The following is an 18191-nucleotide window of genomic DNA, read 5'->3' as shown; positions in this document are numbered from 1 at the left end:
GAAATTGGGTTTCCCCATCGTCGCCTCCTGTCCTCAAAATTAGGACCCGAGGCGTCCAGAAATCTAGGGGCTACTCAAAAACTAGGGGCTACTCACCCGCTCTTGATCCACGTGGCAAGCGTGTGAGCCGCGAGCATCCTCAAGCCGGTACTGGTGAGGCGCAGATCGCGGCGGGCAATACCAGCCGCGACCGTTGCGGCGCAGATCATCCGCATCTGTGGCTGGTCACCGATCTCGCTGGCGGCACCGATCAGCCGCACGGGCCAACTATCGCGCTCCTCGTTCACCTCTGAGGTAAGTTTACGGTCGGCCTGTTCGACAGCGTTAGGTTTGCGTTGACCATCCATCGCCGTTCAACAGATGGATCGATCCGTTGGCTCCGTCAGGCGATACAGGGAACCGCTGTTTTATTGAGTGCCTTCTGCCAATGTCGGTTTCTGGGTCACGACGCCCGATGTCGTCATGGCAAGCGCCTGACCGTGCCAGGGCCGCGAGATTACGCCATCTCCTCGACCTCATGCATGTCGACCACGCGGTGTTCGCGGGCGCTGATTTCCGCTGCCACGCCCATCGCTACCGCGCGAAGACCGTCCTCCGCGGACACCTGGACGGGGCCGTCGCCGCGTACCGCGGCGGCAAATGCGAGGTGCTGGTAATAGGTCGCGCCCTCATGGCTGCCCGCCGCATGTGCCATCGGGTCGATCGCGATGCGGGTCCTCTCGACGCGCTTCTCCCCGCCGAAGCCAACGCGCGGGCTATACACCAGTTCGCCGGGCGGGATGTGGACGTCGAGGCGAGCGGTGTCGCCGGTCGCGCTCATTTCCTCCTGATGCTCGGCGCCATCCGCGAACATCGACAGGTCGAGCAGGGCGCGCACGCCATTGGCGAAGTCGATGGTAGTGAAGCTGTTGTCGATGATGTCGGGCGTGCGGCCGTCATACCGTTCGTCGAGATGGTTCACGTCCATCGCGCCCGAGCAATAGACCCGCAGCGGCTCCGCCTGGACGATCAGCCGCATCAGGTCGAAGAAGTGGCAGCATTTCTCGACCATCGTACCGCCGGTATTGGCCTTGAAGCGGTTCCAGTCGCCGACCTTGGGCAGGAAGGGGAAGCGGTGCTCGCGGATCGACAGCATCTGCAAACGGCCGACACGCCCGCCATGGATGGCATCGATAAAGGCGGCGGCGGGGGGCATGAAGCGATATTCCATGCCGGTCCAGAATGGCCGGGCATGATCGGCGGCGCGCTCGACGATCCAGCGTGCATCGGCGATGGTCGTTGCCAGCGGCTTTTCGCAAAGGATCGCCGCATCCATGCCGAACAGCGGCTCCAGGACGGAGCGGTGGGTGTGATTGGGTGAGGCTATAACGACCGCATCGACACGAGCTTCGCGGGCAAAGGCCTCGACACTTTCATGGGCGGTGACGCCCGCCGCTGCCGTGCCCAGCGCGTCGCGGGCCCAGTCGAGCGATTGTGGCACAGGGTCGGCGACCGCCACGATCTGTGCGCCCGGGACCAGCGCGATGTTGCGCAGATGTTCGACGCCCATCATGCCCGTTCCAACGATCCCGTACCGAATTGGCGCTACCATTGCCCGTGTCCCTATGCCATTCCGACGCCCGATGACGACCATCCGCCTTTCCCGCGAAGCACGGCCGCTCGGCAAGAGCGCAATTTTTGTGTCCCCGATAGCTTGGGGCATGTGGCGTTTTACCGGCGATGACGTCTCGGCGGCGCGTGCCCGTGTCGAGGCGGCGCTGGATGCCGGGATCACGCTGTTTGATACCGCCGATATCTATGGCACCGACGATGCCGGGTTCGGATCGTCCGAGACGCTGCTGGGCCGGGTGCTTGCCAGCGCGCCGACGCTGCGCGAGCGGATGGTGATCGCCACAAAGGGCGGCATCTGGCCGGGCGATCCCTATGATTCGAGTGCCGCCTATCTGGCCGAGGCGCTCGACGCGTCGCTGGCGCGCATGGGCGTCGAGCGGGTCGAGCTGTACCAGATCCACCGCCGCGATTTCCTGAGCCATCCGCAGGAGGTCGCCGCCGCGCTGACCCGCATGGTCGAGACGGGCAAGGTCGCCGGGATCGGCGTGTCGAACCATAGCCCGGCCGAGGTCGATGCACTGGCGACGTTCCTGGGACTGCCCATCCTGTCCACCCAGCCCGAATTCTCGCCGCTGCGCCCTGCGCCGCTGTTCGACGGCACGCTGGACCAAGCGATGGCGCGCGACATGACGGTGCTTGCCTGGTCGCCGCTGGCGGGCGGGCGGCTGGTCGCGGGGGATCATCCGGCTGCGGCGTTGCTGGCAGAGCACGGCCAGCGCTGGGGCGTCGATGCTGCTACGGCCGCTTTGGCCTGGGCCATGGCGCATCCGGCGCGGATCATTCCGATCATCGGATCGCAAAATCCCGACCGCATCCGCGCGGCGGCGGACGTGTATCGCGTCGAGTGGACCCGCGCCGAATGGTATGCCGTGCTTCAGGCCGGAATGGGAGAGCGCCTGCCATGACCGATACGTTTGGCCCTTGCGAGATCAGCTGGTTCTCGGCGTTGTGCGACGACGATTACGAGTTTCTGGGCGTGCCCGACCCGGCATTGCGCTCGAGCTGGGAGCATTGCCGCGACATCGTGTTGCAGGCGGAAACGGCAGGGTATGACAATTGCCTGCTGCCGTCGGGCTATGCGCTGGGCATGGACACCACTGCCTTCGCCGCCGGGATCGCGCCGCTGCTCCGGCGGATGCGGTTGCTGATGGCGGTGCGGATCGGCGAAAGCTGGCCGCCGCAATTGGCCCGGCAGATCGCGACGATCGACCGGATGCTGGGCGGGCGGCTGACCGTCAACATCATCTCCAGCGATCTGCCCGGCGAGACGCTGGACAGCGCGCCCCGCTACGCCCGGACGGTCGAGGCGATGCACATCCTGCGCACCCTGCTCGACGGGAAACCGCTCGATCATGTCGGCGATTTTTGGAAATTGAAGCTCGACCCGCCGCGCTTGACGACTGTCTCGGGGCGGTGCCCGCCCTTCTATTTTGGCGGCCTGTCGGAGGCTGCGCGGGAGGCGGCCGCCGAAGGCGCGGACGTCTATCTGATGTGGCCCGACACGATGGAGGGGGTGCGCGCCATCGTCGCCGACCTGCGCGCGCGGGCCGCGCGGCGTGGCCGCAGCTTGCGCTTCGGATATCGCGTCCATGTCGTGGTCCGCGAAACCGAGGCGGAGGCGCGCGCCGCCGCCGATCGGCTGCTGTCCAAACTGGATGACGCGACCGGCGCGGCGATCCGGTCGCGCTCGCTGGACTCGCAATCGGCGGGTGTCCGGCGCCAGGCCGAACTGCGCGAGGGGAGCGACGACGGCTATGTCGAGGCCAATCTGTGGACCGGCATCGGTCGGGCGCGTTCGGGTTGCGGCGCGGCGATCGTCGGCGATCCCGATCAGGTTCTCGCCAAGCTGCAGGCCTATCGTGAAGCGGGCATCGATGCGTTCATCCTGTCGGGCTATCCGCACGCGGCGGAGGCCGATCTGTTCGCTCGCCACGTCCTGCCGCAGATCGACCATGCCCCGCTGACGCTGTGACCCGCTTGGCGATCGGCTTGGCGGGGCGATAGAGAAACTGTCTCGCCGCCATGCCTTGCGCGTCGCCATGATAGGGCCATGAGACGTGTCGGGGAATTGAGCGCGCGGCATCGCGGGCTGTTGTTTGCGCTGGTCATCACCGCCGGTGTGCTGAACCTCGTCGACCGGCAGGTCATCGCGGTGCTGAAGCCGGTGATCGCTGCCGATCTCGGCTGGAGCGACGATGATTACGGCACGTTGGCCGCCTGGTTTCAGGGGGGCGCGGCGGTCGGTTTCCTGTTCAGCGGCTGGATCGTCGACCGGCTGGGCGTGCGCTGGGCCAATCCGATCGGGGTGGCGGCGTGGAGCGTCGCGGCGCTGCTCCACGGCTGGGCGCGGTCGATGGGGGCGTTCATCGCGGTACGCGTGGCTCTGGGCGCGACCGAGTCGATGGGGACGCCGACCGGGATCAAGACGGTCGCGGCCGTCCTGCCGCCGCGCTGGCGGTCGGCCGGATTCGGTGCGGGCAACGCCGCCAATAGCCTGGGCGCGATCCTGGCGCCGCTCGCGATTCCGATCCTCGGCCTGACATTCGGCTGGCGGGGTACGTTCATCGCGGTCGGGCTGATCGGACTGGTCTGGGCCCTGACCTGGTTGATAGCGGCGCGGGGAATCGTCTTTGCCGCGCCCAAGTCGGCCGACGCCGCGCCGCCGTTACCCGACGCGCCGCTGCTGCACGACCGGCGGACCTGGGCGGTGGCGGGGGCCAAGCTGTTGTCCGATGCGACCTGGTGGCTGTTGCTCTTCTGGCTGCCCGACTTCTTCCACCGACAGTTCGGGCTGTCGGGCGTCGCGCTGGGCGTACCACTGGCGCTGGCCTATGGCGGTGCGGCGATCGGCTCGCTGGTCGGCGGGGTCGTGCCGACCCGGCTGCTCGGACGGGGCTGGTCGGTGAATGCGGTCCGCAAGGTCGTGCTGCTTGCCGCCGCACTGGCCGTCGTCCCGATCCCGCTGGCGCTGCTCACGCACAGCTATCCGATCGCGGTGTCGTTGATGGCGCTGGCGCTCGCCGGGCATCAGGCCTTTTCGACGAACATCTTCGCGATGATCGCCGATATCGTGCCGCAGCACCGTGTCGGTCGGGTGACGGCGTTCGGGTCGTTTTGCGGCAATATGGGCGGGGTAGCGATCGCCAAGATCGCCGGGCTGACCCTCGCGGCGGGGCTCGGCTATCTGCCGTTGCTTCTCTTCGCGGCGGTGGCCTATCTGGCGGCGCTTGGCTGGGTGCAATTGCTGCTACCCCGGCTCAGGCCGATCGAGACCGAAGGCTAAAGCCCCGCTGCTAACGGGCGAGGTGCTTCTTTATTTCCCATGCGATAAGTGGGCATTAGCCTCCGCGTCGATCTGAAAGGGGACCCGATGATCGATCGACGCTTGTCCGTGCTGCTTGTCGGCACCGCTTTTACCCTCATTGCCACGTCCGCCGCCGCACAGGATGCGCCTCCCGCCAGGGCCGATGCCAAGACGGAGGCCAAGCCCGCCGATGGCGAGGTGGTCGTGACCGCGCGCTATCGCAACGAAACGCTGCAACAGGTTCCGATTGCGATCACCGCGCTGGAGGGCGGGGCGCTGGCGGAGCGGCAACTCAACAATCTCGAACGGATCGCAGCTTCGATCCCGTCGGTCGGCTTTCGCAGTGGCGCGTCCAACAAGGATCGCACCGTCTTCATCCGCGGTATCGGCACGATCACGACATCGCCCGGCGTCGAGCCGTCGGTGTCGACAGTCCTCGACGGCGTGGTGCTGACCCGTCCGGGCCAATCGACGCTCGATCTGGGCGAGGTGGAGCGGATCGAAGTATTGCGTGGGCCGCAGGGGACGCTGTTCGGCAAGAACGCGTCGGCGGGCGTGGTCAATATCGTCACGCGCAATCCGACCGACGAATTCCATGCCTTTGGCGAGGCGGGCGCGACCACCGATCAGGAGTATCGCATCAAGGCGGGCGTCTCGGGTGCGATCGTACCGGGCAAGGTTCAGGCGCTGATCGGAGGCCTCTACAGCGATTTCGACGGCAACCTGCGCAATGTCGCGACCGGCCATGACGCGAACGGCTCGCGCCGTTACGGGGCGCGGGGCAAGCTGGTGGTGACGCCGTTCGACACGCTGAAGATCACCGCGATCGGCGACTATCTGAACACGCGCGAGACGGTGGCGGCGGTCTACAGCTCGACCCGGCAGATCGCCTATCCGACGAACGTCATCACCGATTCCGCCGCCCTGGCCACCGCCCTGGCCGGGCAGGGGATCGTCGCGTCGCCGTCGAACCGGCGGCTGGCGACCGATATCGACACCAACGTCAGCGACGAGAATTATGGCGGCTCGCTGACCGGCGAACTGACGCTGGGGGACTATCACGTCACGTCGATCACCGCCTGGCGGCAATGGTTGAACCAGCAGCGTCAGGACTATGATGGCCTCGCCCAGCTGACCCCCGCCTTTCCCTCGGGGGTGGACGATGGCACGGTCAACAGCCGCCAATTCTCGCAGGAGTTGCGCCTGACCTCCCCCAAGGGCGGACTGATCGATTATGTGCTGGGCGCCTATTATCTGCGGGCGCGGACCGACGAGCGATACCAGCGGGCACTGACCACGCTGTCGGGCACGACGCGGACCGACACCACCGGCATCGCCAACTACGGCGTCACCAACCACAATTATGCGCTGTTCGGCGAGGCGAACATCAACTTCACCCCGCATTTCCGGGGTATCGCGGGCTATCGTTCGACCTGGGATACGCTGGACTTCTACCATGTCCGCACGTCGACCAACGACCCGACCAACAGCGGCGCGGCGTCGCTCGACCGGCCCGGCATTCGCGCCTATCACAATGCGACGGGCCGCACCGATGCGCGCGGCGACAGCTATCGCCTCGGGCTCCAGCTCGATCTGGGCGAGCATGCCCAGACCTATTTCACCTATTCGCGCGGTTACAAGGGCCCGGCCTACAACGTCTATTTCAACATGCGTTCGCTCAATGCGACGACCCTGCTCGACGAAGTGCCGCTGAATCCGGAGACGTCCAATTCCTATGAGGCCGGGATCAAGGGCAGCACCGCTAACCGCGCGCTGAGTTATGCACTGGCGGTCTATACGACCGATTTCGACGGCTATCAGGCAAACTTCACCGACTCGGTCGGTGGCGCGCCGGTCACGCGCCTGATCAACGCCGGGTCGGTCCGGTCGCGCGGGATCGAAGCCGACGTTACGTTGCGGCCAGCCCGGGGCTTCACCGTCGACCTGTCAGGCGCGTTCACCGATGCGACTGTCCGCAACTTCAACTGTCCGGTCGGCGCGCCGGTCAGCTGCAACATCAACGGACAGCCGCTGCCCTTCGCGCCGCGCGTGCGCCTGTTCGAGAATGCCGCCTATCGTTTCGCCCTGTCGGATACGCTGTCGATGGAGTTGCAGAGCGACGTCACCTTCAGCAGCAAGGTGCAATATTCGCTGGCCGAGACGCCCAACACCGTCCAGCCCGCCTATGCCATCTGGAACGCCAGCGTCGCGCTGATCCGGCCCGGCGACGGGTGGCAGTTGCGCGCCTATGTGAAGAACATCGCCAATACCCCTTATGCCAGCTTCCTGAGCAACGGCACCTTCGGCGGGACCGTCCGCTTCGCGCCGCGCGACGACCGGCGTTACGCGGGCCTGCTATTGCGGAAGGACTTCTGATGACCGGCGACACCACCCGGCGAGGGGTGCTGCTGGCCGGAACCGGCGGTGCGTTCGGCCTCTATTCGATGGCGGCGGGGGCGGTCCCCGAACCGCGCCGGTCGCGGCGCCTGCCGCGTCTGCCGGGCATCAGACCGCGCAACATCCTGGTCGTGCTGACCGACGACCATCGGTACGACGCGATGGGTTTCATGAAAGCGCAGGATTTCGGCGACACGCCCACGCTCGACCGGCTGGCGCGCGAGGGAACGCATTTCCGCAATGCGTTCGTCACCACTGCGCTCTGTTCGCCGAGCCGGGCGTCGATCTTCACGGGCCTTTATGCCCATCAGCACAAGGTCGTCGACAATAACCACCCGATTCCGCCGGGCCTCGTTTTCTATCCCGAATATCTCCAGGCGGCCGGTTACGACACCGCGTTCATCGGCAAGTGGCATATGGGCGACGAGGGAGACGGCCCGCAGCCCGGCTTCGACCATTGGGTCAGCTTCAAAGGGCAGGGGAGCTATCTGCCCAGTGCCGACGGGCTGAACGTCGATGGCCGCAATGTGCCGCAAAAGGGCTATATCACCGACGAGCTGACCGATTACGCGATCGACTGGATCGGCAAGCGGCCCAAGGGCCGCCCCTGGATGATGCATCTGGCGCATAAGGCGGTGCATTCCGAGTTCATTCCGGCAGAGCGCCACAAGGGGCGGTACGACAAGGAGACGTTCCGCTATCCCGCCTCGATGGCGCCCAACGCGCCGGGGCGGCCGATGTGGGTGGAGAACCAGCGCAACAGCTGGCACGGCGTCGGATATCCCTATCACGGCACGCTCGACATCGGCGACTATTACAAGCGTTATATGGAGACGCTGCTGGCGGTCGACGAGGGGCTGGCGCGGATCATGAACCTGCTGGAACAGCGGGGCGAGCTGGACGATACGCTGATCCTGTATCTGGGCGACAATGGCTTCATGTTCGGCGAGCATGGGCTGATCGACAAGCGCACCGCCTATGAGGAATCGATGCGCATCCCGATGCTGGCGCGTTGCCCGGCGCTGTTCCCGGCAGGCAGCGTGGTCGAACAGGTGGTCGCCAATATCGATATCGCCCCCACGCTGCTCGCCGCGGCTGGACTTCGCGCGCCGGACGGCATGGCCGGGGCCAACGCGCTGCCGCTGGTGCGCGATGCGAACGCGCCGTGGCGAGACGAACTCCTGTATGAATATTATTGGGAGCGCAATTTCCCGCAGACCCCGACCGTCCACGCCCTGCGTGAAGACCGATACAAGTACATGCATTTCCATGGTGTCTGGGATATCGACGAACTGTACGATCTGGCCGAGGACCCGCACGAGACGAACAATCTGGTCGCGAGCCCCGGCCATGAGGATCTCGCCGTGCGAATGAGTGGCAAGCTTTTCGCGCTGCTCGAGCAAAGCCACGGCATGGCCATCCCGTTAAGTGCCGATGCGGGGCAGCGAAATGAACTTCGCGATCCGAAAGGGCCACCACAGGCAGCGTTCCCGCCACGATTCTATCGATCGGGCAAGTCGGCATCATCGTGAACCACGAGCTGCCAAGCCCTACGGTCCACTTCGAGTGTCGGATACGGTGTCATGAGGCGCATAGCCCGACACCGTGATTTCCAGCTGAATGAATGTCCGAACTTTGGAAGCGGAACGGTTGCCCTTCATGACCGGATGCCGGTCGTTGCCGCCTCCGGATTGGGCTTTCCGTATCAATCCTCGTATTCGTCCAGCAGCACGCGCAGCTTTTCGGCATCTTTCGGCGTAGCTGGATTGTAGATGATCATCCCCAACTCGGGTCGGCCCTCCACCGCGAACGACGAATAATCCATCGCGAGCAATCCCGCATTGGGGTGACGGATCCGCTTCACCCCTTCACCATGGGCAACCACGTCGCTGTTCTGCCACAATGCCATGAATTCGGGGCTGACCGCGCTGAGGTCCGCTACCAGCTTGGTGACCTCCGCGCTGGTGCCTGCATTTGCCCGCGCTACGTCTGCGCGAAAGGCGCCCACGACGAAGCGGGCGATGCTTTCCCAATCCTCGTTCCGTTTGCGGACATGGTCGCTGCCGAACATCAGGCGGAGGATGTTACGATCTTCACGCGGCAGCTTGGAATAGTCGGTAAGAAGTACTGTCGCCGCGCGGTTCCATCCCACGACATCCCACATCGCTGTCTTGATGATCGCCGGGCTCAGCACCATCCCGTCAAGCACGCGCTGTAGCCGGGGGGTGATGCCGTCGACCTGCTGGTATCGGGCCTCGGGAAGGCGACCCAGGCCCAGCATGTACAGGTGCTCGCGTTCCGGCTCGGTCAACATCAGGCCCTTGGCGATCCGATCGAGAACGTCCGCGGACGGCGCACCGCCGCGCCCCTGCTCCAGCCAGGTGTACCACGTCGGACTGATGTTGGCCCGGCTCGCCACCTCTTCACGACGCAGCCCGGGCGTGCGTCGCCTGCCGCCGCCAAACCCGAATGCCGCCGGATCGAGGCGCGTGCGGCGATTACGCAGATAGGTGCCGAGCTGGTTGGGCGCTTCGCTGGCCATCATCGATCCTGTTGCAGCTTATACCACGATAAGGTCACTACTTTAACAGGGTCGTGCGGACAGCGATACGCCGCTGTGACAACAAGGAGATAGCTCATGCGGGTATTCCTGACCGGCGCGACCGGCTTCATCGGTTCGCACATCATTCCCGAACTGCTCGGCCGTGGCCATCAGGTTCTCGGTCTTACGCGATCCGACGCAGGCGCACGCCAGCTTGAAGCCGCGGGTGTCGACGTTCATCGCGGTGATCTCGACATGCCCGAGACGCTCGCGCGTGGCGTCGCGGCGGCCGATGCGGTGATCCACTGCGCATTCGACCATGATTTTGCGAATTTCGTCGAGAACACCAGAAAGGACGAACGCAACATTGCGGCCATGGGAGAGGCGCTGGAGGGAACGAGAAAGCCGTTTCTGATCACCTCGGGGGTGGGCAGCGGCATGCCGCTGAATGGCGGGCCAGCGACGGAAGACGTGCTCAACCCGCACCACGCCAACCCTCGCATCGCGACGGAGCTCGCAGGCGCGGCACAGTTGGCGCGCCGCATCGACGTGCGCACTATTCGATTGCCCCAAGTGCACGACACCACCAGGGCCGGGCTGATTACGCCGCTGATCGCCGAGGCGCGCCGGGCGGGCGCGGTGGCGTATGTCGGGGATGGGCAGACGCGCTGGTCCGCCGCGCACGTCAGCGACGTGGCGAAGCTCTATGTCCTGGCGCTTGAAAACGGCGAGCCGGGGGCCCGTTACCATGCCTCGGCGGAGGAGGGCGTCACCGCGCGCGCCATCGCCGAAGCAATCGGCAAGGGCAGCGGGCTACCGGTGCGCTCGGTCGCGGCGGATGAGGTCGAGCGCTATTTCGGGTGGATGGCCCCCTTCGCAAGGCTCGACATGACGGCGTCTAACGCCTGGACGCGCGCCCGGCTCGGGTGGGAGCCGACTGGCCGCGATCTGCTTACCGACCTCGCCGCGATGGATTATTCTGCGACCAACGCGGGGTGATCTGTCCTCGGTTGCTCACTGGCTGATCGGATCGCCGTCAAGCCGGTGAGCAACGCCAAACGCCACCGGCGGCATGGTGAGCGGTATCGTCGGGCTGCTGACGCATGGACGAGCGGTCGAACCTAGAAAGCCGCGGGAGGCCCTGAGCGTCGCCTTCTGGGTCGTCCTGCCAGCACAATACGCAGCGCCGGTCCGACCCGAGCATGGTCACAGCGCCATAGCCGCTGCTGGCGCAGCGTGGAGCCGTTCGATATCGGCCCGTGGAGGCGCACCGAACAGTCGCCGATATTCTCGGCTGAATTGCGATGGGCTGTCATAGCCTACCGCAAAACCTGCCGTGCTCGCCGTGGCGCCCTCCGTCAGCATCAGCCGTCTGGCCTCCTGCAACCGCAGCTGCTTTTGATATTCCAGCGGCGTCATGCGGGTGATCGCCTTGAAGTGCAGGTGGAGCGAGGAGGAACTCATCCCGGCCTCGGCTGCGACGTCGTCGATGCGGATCGGCGCATCGAAACGCCGGCGGATGGCGGCGATCGCGCGGCTGACCTGATTGAGATGGCTGCCAGCGGTGGCTACGTGACGAAGCATGGGACCGTGCGGCCCGGTGAGCAGACGATAGAGGATTTCGCGCTCGATCAGCGGCGCCAGCGCGCCGATCGTGTCGGGTCGGTCGAGGAGCCCGACCAGCCGACATGCCGCGTCGATCAGGTCGGGATCGCCGGGGTAGACGCCGAGCACGGGCAGATCCGTACGGGCCACCCCGCCGCCCTCGCTCGCTATCAGATCGGCCAGCATCGCAGCATCGAGATCGATCTTGCAGCAAAGATAGGGACGCTCGGGACTCGCATCCAGCACATGACCGACCAGCGGCAAGTCGACCGAGACCAAGAGGTAATGGGCCGCATCATAGACCACGCTGTGTTCGCCGATCGACACCCGTTTCGACCCCTGGGCTATTATGCAAAGGGACGCTTCGTAGACGGCGGGCGTGGGGGTGCTCGGCGCGTCGGCTCGAATCAGCGACACATGCGGCATCGTCGTGCTGCAAATGCCTGTGCCAACGACGTATCGATCGATGAGGGCGGAGAGTTGGGCGATCCGGTCCATGCCGACGATCCTTCCCCACTCGCGCGCCATGGGCAAGCACCCGGCGCTCATTCTGGAGGATCGTGCAAGCCATTCGGGCAATCGCTCTACCGCCTGACACGGGCGATGGCCCATCTGCGTTCCGTCACCACAACGGAAGGACCGCATCATGGCAGGAAATATCGACAAGGTCGTCCTCATCACCGGCGCGTCGAGCGGGATTGGCGAGGCGACCGCGCGCGAATTGGCGGCGGTCGGTGCCCGGCTGTTCATCGGCGCGCGTCGCGGAGAGCGTCTGAAGGCACTGGCGGAAGAACTGGGCGAGACCGTCGCCTGGCGCGAACTCGACGTCACCGACGGCGCCGATTTCGACGCGTTCGTGGAGGCCGCCGAAGCGCGCTTCGGGCGTGTCGACGTGCTGGTCAACAATGCGGGTGTGATGCCGCTCTCGCCGCTTGCTGCGCTCAAGCGCGACGAATGGAAGCGGATGGTCGACGTCAATATCCACGGCGTCCTCAACGGCATCGCCGCGGTCCTGCCGCGGTTCGTGGCGCAACGGAGCGGCCAGGTCGTCAATGTCGCCTCGGTCGCCGCGCACATGGTGATGCCGACCGCCGCGGTTTACTGCGCCACCAAACATGCCGTACGGGCCATCACGGAAGGGCTTCGGCAGGAGCATGACGAGGTCCGTTCGACATTGATCTCGCCGGGCGTCGTCGCCACCGAACTGGGGCATGACATCACCGATCCCGAGGTTGCGGCGGCACTGACCGGATGGCGGAAGAAGTCGCTGACGCCGGATGCGATCGCGAGAGCGGTTCGCTATGCCATCGAGCAACCGGAAGGTGTCGACATCAATGAGGTGATCGTACGCCCGACCGCAGCGGACATGTGAGTGCTCGGGCGTGCCGGTGGCGTAGCGGGCACGCCCAAACGATGGACACGAACTTTACGGCCGCTCCCGCCCGCTGGCGGTCATTCGCCGTTCATGGGGCCGGTGTCGAACGTTGGGCCGCGATCGACCAAGCCCCACGGCCTGCCACAGACGAAGGATCGCAACGGGTTCGAGCGAACGGGAGCCTCCTGATGACGTGCTCGATCCTGAATAGCATTAGTGAAATCAGGATAGCCCATTTACGATCGCGGGCATGGTTGCTACGATTTCCTTTCGAGTGGTCTCCCCGCTCATACTTTGCGGCCTGAGAGCAAGCATCTCAGGCCGATTTTTTATGAACGTCAGCAATCGATTGTATGCGAGGAATGGATGGTGGGTGACGTCGTCGTCTCGCCATTCCGACACCGCCGCAGGCGGTTAAAGATTGTCAGACTAATGATTGACGACGCCCGTAAATGAAAGCATACTATCACCAACGAAAGCCACTAATGGCTGAGGGTTCATTAAACCCATGGGAGGATGTATGACGCGAGCGATCCTGCTGACGACGGTATCGGCATTGCTGTTCTGCGAGAGCGGCGCGATGGCGCAAACTGTGCAACCAGTGGAGGCTGCTCAGGCGGGCGGCACGGACGCTGCGGCCCCGGTGGCTCAGACGGGCGACGAGATTGTCGTCACCGGTTTCCGCCGCTCGCTCGACCTCGCCAACGAGGCCAAACGTCGTGCCGATGTGGTGAGCGACGTCATCTCGGCCGAGGATATCGGCCAGTTTCCGGACCTCAACCTGGCGGAGTCGCTCCAGCGCATCACCGGCGTGCAGATCACGCGGTCGGCGGGCGAGGGGTCAGGGGTGTCGATCCGTGGTCTGCCACAGGAATTCACCCGCGTTCAGTATAATGGCCGTACGCTGGGCAGCGGCGGCACGCGCTCGTTCGACTTCACCGCCTTCTCCGCGTTGTTCACCAGCGCGGTCGAGGTCATCAAGTCGCCGACCAGCGACATGATCGAGGGCGGGTTGTCCGGCACCGTCAACGTGCAGACGGCCCGCGCGCTGGACATCGGCAAGACGACGGTCAGCGCCTCGGTCGAAGGCGTGTACGAGCAGGAGCGCGACAAGGTGACCCCGCGCGTCGCGGTGCTGGGCAACTGGGTCAACAAGAGCGGGACGTTCGGCGTCAATGCCGGGATCGCTTATGAAAAGCGCGAATTCCTGGAAAAGTTCGTCAACACCTATGGCGCCGAGACGAGCCGGGAATCGCCGCTGTTCAATGCGGCGGGGCAGGCTGTCCAAGGCGGCAAGACGCCCCCGATCGATTACAATCGCGATGGCGATTTCAACGACACCTACAGTTTCATGCATGGTTATGACGTCTGGAACAATCGCGGCCGTCGCGAGCGCCTGACCGGCATATTGGGGTATCAGTTCAAGCCGAACGACTCGCTCGAAATCTATGGCGACGCCTTTTACAGCCGGTTCAACAACGACACCTATACACGCCGCGCGCAGCTTCGGCTGACCGACATCGCGCCACAGATAGCGGGCGGCACCAATTACGGGGTGCAGTCGAGCGTCATCGATACCGGCTTCAACAGCCAGTTGCTGGGTGGATCGCAGGGTTTCCTGACCACGCTCGACGCCGACGGAATCAGCAACCAGGCGACGGCGCGTGGCACCTTCGCGCGGATCGAGGTGCTGTCGCTGGCGCAGGGCGTCAAATGGACGAGCGGCGCGCTGACCCTGGAAGGGCAGGGCGCCTATTTCCGGTCGACCAACAACAATCGCAATTTCGGGCTGCAGGCGCAGGCACGCGCGTCGGCGGCGGTCAGCTTCCCCAACGGTATCGGCAACGGACCGTCGATCGACTTCGTGCGTGGCTATGACCAGCTCAACGCCAACAACTTCTACCTGAACGTCGCCGATCTCGCCGCCTTCACCAGCACGGATCGCAATTGGGAGGGGCGCTTCGACGCGACCTATGCCCTGTCTGATGGCGGCTTCTTCCGTTCGGTCAAGGCAGGCGTCTATGCCAGCGATCGCCGCTTCCGGAATACGGCGGGCTTCGCGGTCCTGAACGCCGACCAGATCGCCGCCTTGTCGGGCGGCAAGCTGGCCGTGACGCCGGGAATCGAGGGCGGCGGCGGCATCCCGGCTGGCGGCTTCCTGACGCCGGGCGATTTTTCGGGACTGCCCGGCAATCCGCAGTTTCTCGTCGTCGACACCGGCAAGTTCGACGCGATCGTGCCGCGCGCCGCCTATTTCGACGACCAGAACGTGCCCCCCCAGGCAGGCCAGGGTTTCGATGTCGGCGAGAAGACCTTCGCGGCCTATTACCGCACCGACTTCATGAACGGCGACGAGCGGCTGGCTGGCAATATCGGCCTGCGCTGGGTCCAGACGCGGACGACCTCGATCGGGCTCATCCCCGACCTGAACAACATCATTATCGAGCCGGACCGGGTCAATGTCACGGTGCCCGCCGCGGGGCAGACATCGGTCAAGGGTGTCTACAGCGCGCTGCTGCCCAGCCTCAACATCCGCTACAACCTGACGCCAGAGCTGCTGATCCGCGGCGCGGCGGCGCGCGTGATCGGGCGGCCGGGGCTCGGCCAGCTGTCCGCCGGTACGTCGGTCGACGCCAATGTGCGCGCGATCAACTCGGGCAATCCGACGCTTCGCCCCTACAAGTCCGATCAACTCGACCTATCGCTCGAATATTATTTCGCGCGGGGCGGGCTGTTGTCGGTGGCGGCCTTCTACAAGCACCTGACCGACTATATCGTCTCGGGCCAGACGACCGAGGTCTATACGGTGTCGCTGCGCACCGGTGGGTCCTCGACGCTGGAATTCCGCCGCAACCAGCCGCTGAACCTGCTGAATGGCGACGTGAAGGGTATCGAGCTCGCCGCGCAGCTGCCCTTCTCCTACATCACCACCGCGCTGGACGGGCTGGGGCTGTTCGGCAACTACACATATATCGACGCGCCCTCGATCCCCCGCACCCAGGGCGGCGAGGCATTCCCGCTCGACGGTGTCGCCAAGCACAATTACAATATCGGCGGCTATTTCGAGAAGGCGGGCTTCGCGGTGCGCGGATCCTATTCCTATCGCGGTCGCTACTCCAATGGCGGCGGAACCTTTGGCGACGGGAATTTCGTCGAGCCCTATGGTCAGCTCGACGGGTCGATCAGCTACAAGATTTCGCCCGCCGTCGATGTCAGCATGGACGTGACCAACCTGCTCGACGCGCATGCCAAGCAGGTCAATTCCTTCGGCCTGTTCTCGTTCGAGGGCTTCACCGGTCGGCGGTTCACGGGCGGTGTCCGGTTCCGCTTCTAAGCACTGAAGGGTCGGATCGCCCCACCGCGTGCGCGGGCGAGCCGACCGATACCAAGACAGTTCGGGAGATGCTGAGATGAAGACGACACGGCGCGAAATGATCGGCGGCGGCCTGGCGGCAACCGCGCTGGCACCCGCCGCGGTGTCGGCGGTGACCACGGTGCCGACACCGGTCGGGGCGGGGCGCGCCCTGAAGGTGGCGCCGCCCGTGCGCTTCACCCCCGATTGGGCATCGCTGACGGCGGGCTATAGCGTGCCCGACTGGTTCCGCGATGCCAAGTTCGGCATCTGGGCGCACTGGACCGCGCAATGCGTTCCCGAAGCCGGGGATTGGTATGCGCGCGACATGTACCTGCCCGGATCGCGGGCCTATGCTCATCATGTCAAGCATTACGGACATCCTGCCGATGTCGGCTTCATGGAAATCCAAAACAAGTGGAAGGCAGAGCGCTGGGACCCGGCGCGCCAGCTCGACCTGTACAAGCGGGCGGGTGCCAAATACTTCATGGCGCTGGCCAACCATCACGACAATCTCGACATGTATGCATCCGCGCACCATCCGTGGAACTCGACCCGCGTTGGCCCGCGCAAGGACATCGTCGGCACCTGGGCCAAGCTGGCGCGCGAGCGGGGCATGCGCTTCGCCGTTTCCAACCATTCGGCACATGCCTGGCACTGGAACCAGCCGGCCTATGGCTATGATCCCGAAGGGCCCCGCGCGGGCCAGCGCTACGACGCGTGGAAGCTGACCGCCGCGCAGGGGCGGGGCAAATGGTGGCAGGGCCTCGATCCGCAGGCGCTCTATTGCGGGCGCCACATGCCGATGCCCGACGGCATCCGCACCGTCGACGCCGCCAATGCCTGGCACGAGGCGACCGATCGCCTGTGGACCGAAGGGGTTCCCGCCGGCACCGACTTCGCCCGCAACTGGCTGCTTCGCTGCCAGGATCTGGTCCAGCAGCATCGGCCCGACATGATCTATTTCGACAATTTCGACCTGCCGCTTGAGCAGTACGGCCTCGAATTTGCGGCGTGGTACTATAATCAGTCGATGAAATGGAATGATGGGCGGCTTGAGGCGGTGGTCACCGCCAAGATGACCCCGCCGCAGCGTCGCATGGGTATCGTCGACGATGTCGAGCGCGGGGGGAAGAACTATATCGAGCGCTTTCCGTGGCAGACCGACACGTGCATCGGCAACTGGCATTATGATGCGGATCTCTATGCGCGCGACGGGTACAAGTCGGCGGCGACGGTTATCCATACGCTGTGCGACGTGGTGTCGAAGAACGGCAATTTGATGCTTTCGGTGCCGATGCGCGGCGACGGGACGATCGACGAGAAGGAAGAACGGATCGTCGAGGAGATCGCTGCCTGGATGGGCCGGTTCGGCGGCGCGATCTATGGCACGCGGCCCTGGACGATCAACGGCGAGGGACCGACCAAGGCGAATGCCGGTCTGTTCTCCGAGGGTGGTCCCAAGTCGCCCTATACCGCGCGCGACATTCGCTACGCCACGCGGGACGGCAATCTTCACGCCTTCCTGCTGGGATGGCCCGAGGACAACGTCGCCCGGCTCACGCTGCTGGGCGGCAACAACCCCACGATGCAGGGGCAGGTCAGTCGCGTGACGATGGCGGACGGCGGCCCGCCACTCGCGTTCCGGCGGACCGCCGACGCGCTGGAGGTCACGCTGCCAGCGACGGCGCGACGTCCGATCGGGTGCGGCCTCATCATCTCGGGTCCCAACGTAGCAGCATGATGGCAATTTAAGTTCCTGCGGCTGCCATACGCCATGCACTCGTCCGCTGGACCGCGCTGACGCGCGCGCTCATCGCGAACAGCCACGCGACGCCTGTCGTCCGCCCATCGATGCGCCGCCGCCGTCGATCGCATGGGCGCGAGTGGCAGGCGTGACATTGATCGGCCGCCTTGCGATTGCCCGGCGCGTGATTCCGTCCTAATCAGGTCATGCTGCGAAAAACGACGGCGTGGTTGCCACCACCCGTCGCGCATACGTCGG

At 65.1% G+C, this 18191-nt stretch carries 13 protein-coding genes; 10 read left to right on the top strand and 3 right to left on the bottom strand.

Annotation, left to right across the window (positions count from 1 at the left end):
- Window positions 1–122: 122 nt before the first annotated feature.
- Window positions 123–293: a hypothetical protein gene (locus tag LRP66_RS02535; RefSeq protein WP_230480918.1), complete on the top strand. Its 171-nt coding sequence runs from the start codon at window positions 123–125 to the stop codon at window positions 291–293.
- Between the two features lie 203 nt (window positions 294–496).
- Here the strand turns inward: LRP66_RS02535 and LRP66_RS02530 are convergent, their stop codons facing one another.
- Window positions 497–1591: a Gfo/Idh/MocA family protein gene (locus tag LRP66_RS02530; protein WP_268992427.1), complete on the bottom strand. Its 1095-nt coding sequence runs from the start codon at window positions 1589–1591 to the stop codon at window positions 497–499.
- Between the two features lie 31 nt (window positions 1592–1622).
- Here LRP66_RS02530 and LRP66_RS02525 point away from each other — a divergent pair, with 31 nt between their 5' ends.
- From LRP66_RS02525 to LRP66_RS02505, 5 genes are all read left to right on the top strand, one after another.
- Window positions 1623–2516 (top strand): aldo/keto reductase, encoded by an 894-nt coding sequence (locus LRP66_RS02525; protein ID WP_230480916.1) that lies wholly within the window; start codon window positions 1623–1625, stop codon window positions 2514–2516.
- A complete protein-coding gene (locus LRP66_RS02520) occupies window positions 2513–3583 on the top strand; it encodes an LLM class flavin-dependent oxidoreductase (protein ID WP_230480915.1) in 1071 nt (356 codons plus the stop codon). Before LRP66_RS02525 ends, LRP66_RS02520 begins: the two co-directional genes overlap by 4 nt.
- A gap of 78 nt (window positions 3584–3661) precedes the next feature.
- Window positions 3662–4894, top strand: a complete 1233-nt coding sequence (locus LRP66_RS02515) for an MFS transporter (RefSeq protein ID WP_230480914.1) — start codon at window positions 3662–3664, stop codon at window positions 4892–4894.
- A gap of 87 nt (window positions 4895–4981) precedes the next feature.
- Window positions 4982–7291, top strand: a complete 2310-nt coding sequence (locus tag LRP66_RS02510) for a TonB-dependent receptor (protein ID WP_230480913.1) — start codon at window positions 4982–4984, stop codon at window positions 7289–7291.
- On the top strand, window positions 7291–8844 hold the full coding sequence (locus tag LRP66_RS02505; protein WP_230480912.1) for a sulfatase family protein: 1554 nt from the start codon (window positions 7291–7293) through the stop codon (window positions 8842–8844). Before LRP66_RS02510 ends, LRP66_RS02505 begins: the two co-directional genes overlap by 1 nt.
- A gap of 173 nt (window positions 8845–9017) precedes the next feature.
- Here the strand turns inward: LRP66_RS02505 and LRP66_RS02500 are convergent, their stop codons facing one another.
- Entirely contained in the window at window positions 9018–9854 is an 837-nt protein-coding gene (locus tag LRP66_RS02500; RefSeq protein ID WP_230480911.1) for a helix-turn-helix transcriptional regulator, read from the bottom strand.
- A 96-nt stretch (window positions 9855–9950) separates the two neighbouring features.
- On the opposite strand from LRP66_RS02500, the gene LRP66_RS02495 reads away from it, so the two are divergent.
- A complete protein-coding gene (locus LRP66_RS02495; protein WP_230480910.1) occupies window positions 9951–10853 on the top strand; it encodes an SDR family oxidoreductase in 903 nt (300 codons plus the stop codon).
- Between the two features lie 207 nt (window positions 10854–11060).
- Here the strand turns inward: LRP66_RS02495 and LRP66_RS02490 are convergent, their stop codons facing one another.
- Window positions 11061–11957: an AraC family transcriptional regulator gene (locus LRP66_RS02490; RefSeq protein WP_230480909.1), complete on the bottom strand. Its 897-nt coding sequence runs from the start codon at window positions 11955–11957 to the stop codon at window positions 11061–11063.
- Between the two features lie 148 nt (window positions 11958–12105).
- Between LRP66_RS02490 and LRP66_RS02485 the strand changes: the two genes are divergently transcribed.
- The 3 genes from LRP66_RS02485 (at window position 12106) to LRP66_RS02475 (ending at window position 17930) form a co-directional block, all read left to right on the top strand.
- Window positions 12106–12831, top strand: a complete 726-nt coding sequence (locus LRP66_RS02485; RefSeq protein ID WP_230480908.1) for an SDR family oxidoreductase — start codon at window positions 12106–12108, stop codon at window positions 12829–12831.
- A gap of 523 nt (window positions 12832–13354) precedes the next feature.
- On the top strand, window positions 13355–16168 hold the full coding sequence (locus LRP66_RS02480; RefSeq protein WP_230480907.1) for a TonB-dependent receptor: 2814 nt from the start codon (window positions 13355–13357) through the stop codon (window positions 16166–16168).
- Between the two features lie 76 nt (window positions 16169–16244).
- The gene (locus LRP66_RS02475; RefSeq protein WP_230480906.1) at window positions 16245–17930 is read left to right on the top strand and encodes an alpha-L-fucosidase; all 1686 of its coding nucleotides are present in this window, start codon (window positions 16245–16247) and stop codon (window positions 17928–17930) included.
- Window positions 17931–18191: the final 261 nt, after the last annotated feature.

Source organism: Sphingomonas sp. Leaf21 (genome assembly GCF_916858675.1).
Lineage (GTDB): Bacteria > Pseudomonadota > Alphaproteobacteria > Sphingomonadales > Sphingomonadaceae > Sphingomonas.
Note: the sequence above shows the minus strand (reverse complement) of the source record. Positions and strands in the feature narration are given on the sequence as shown.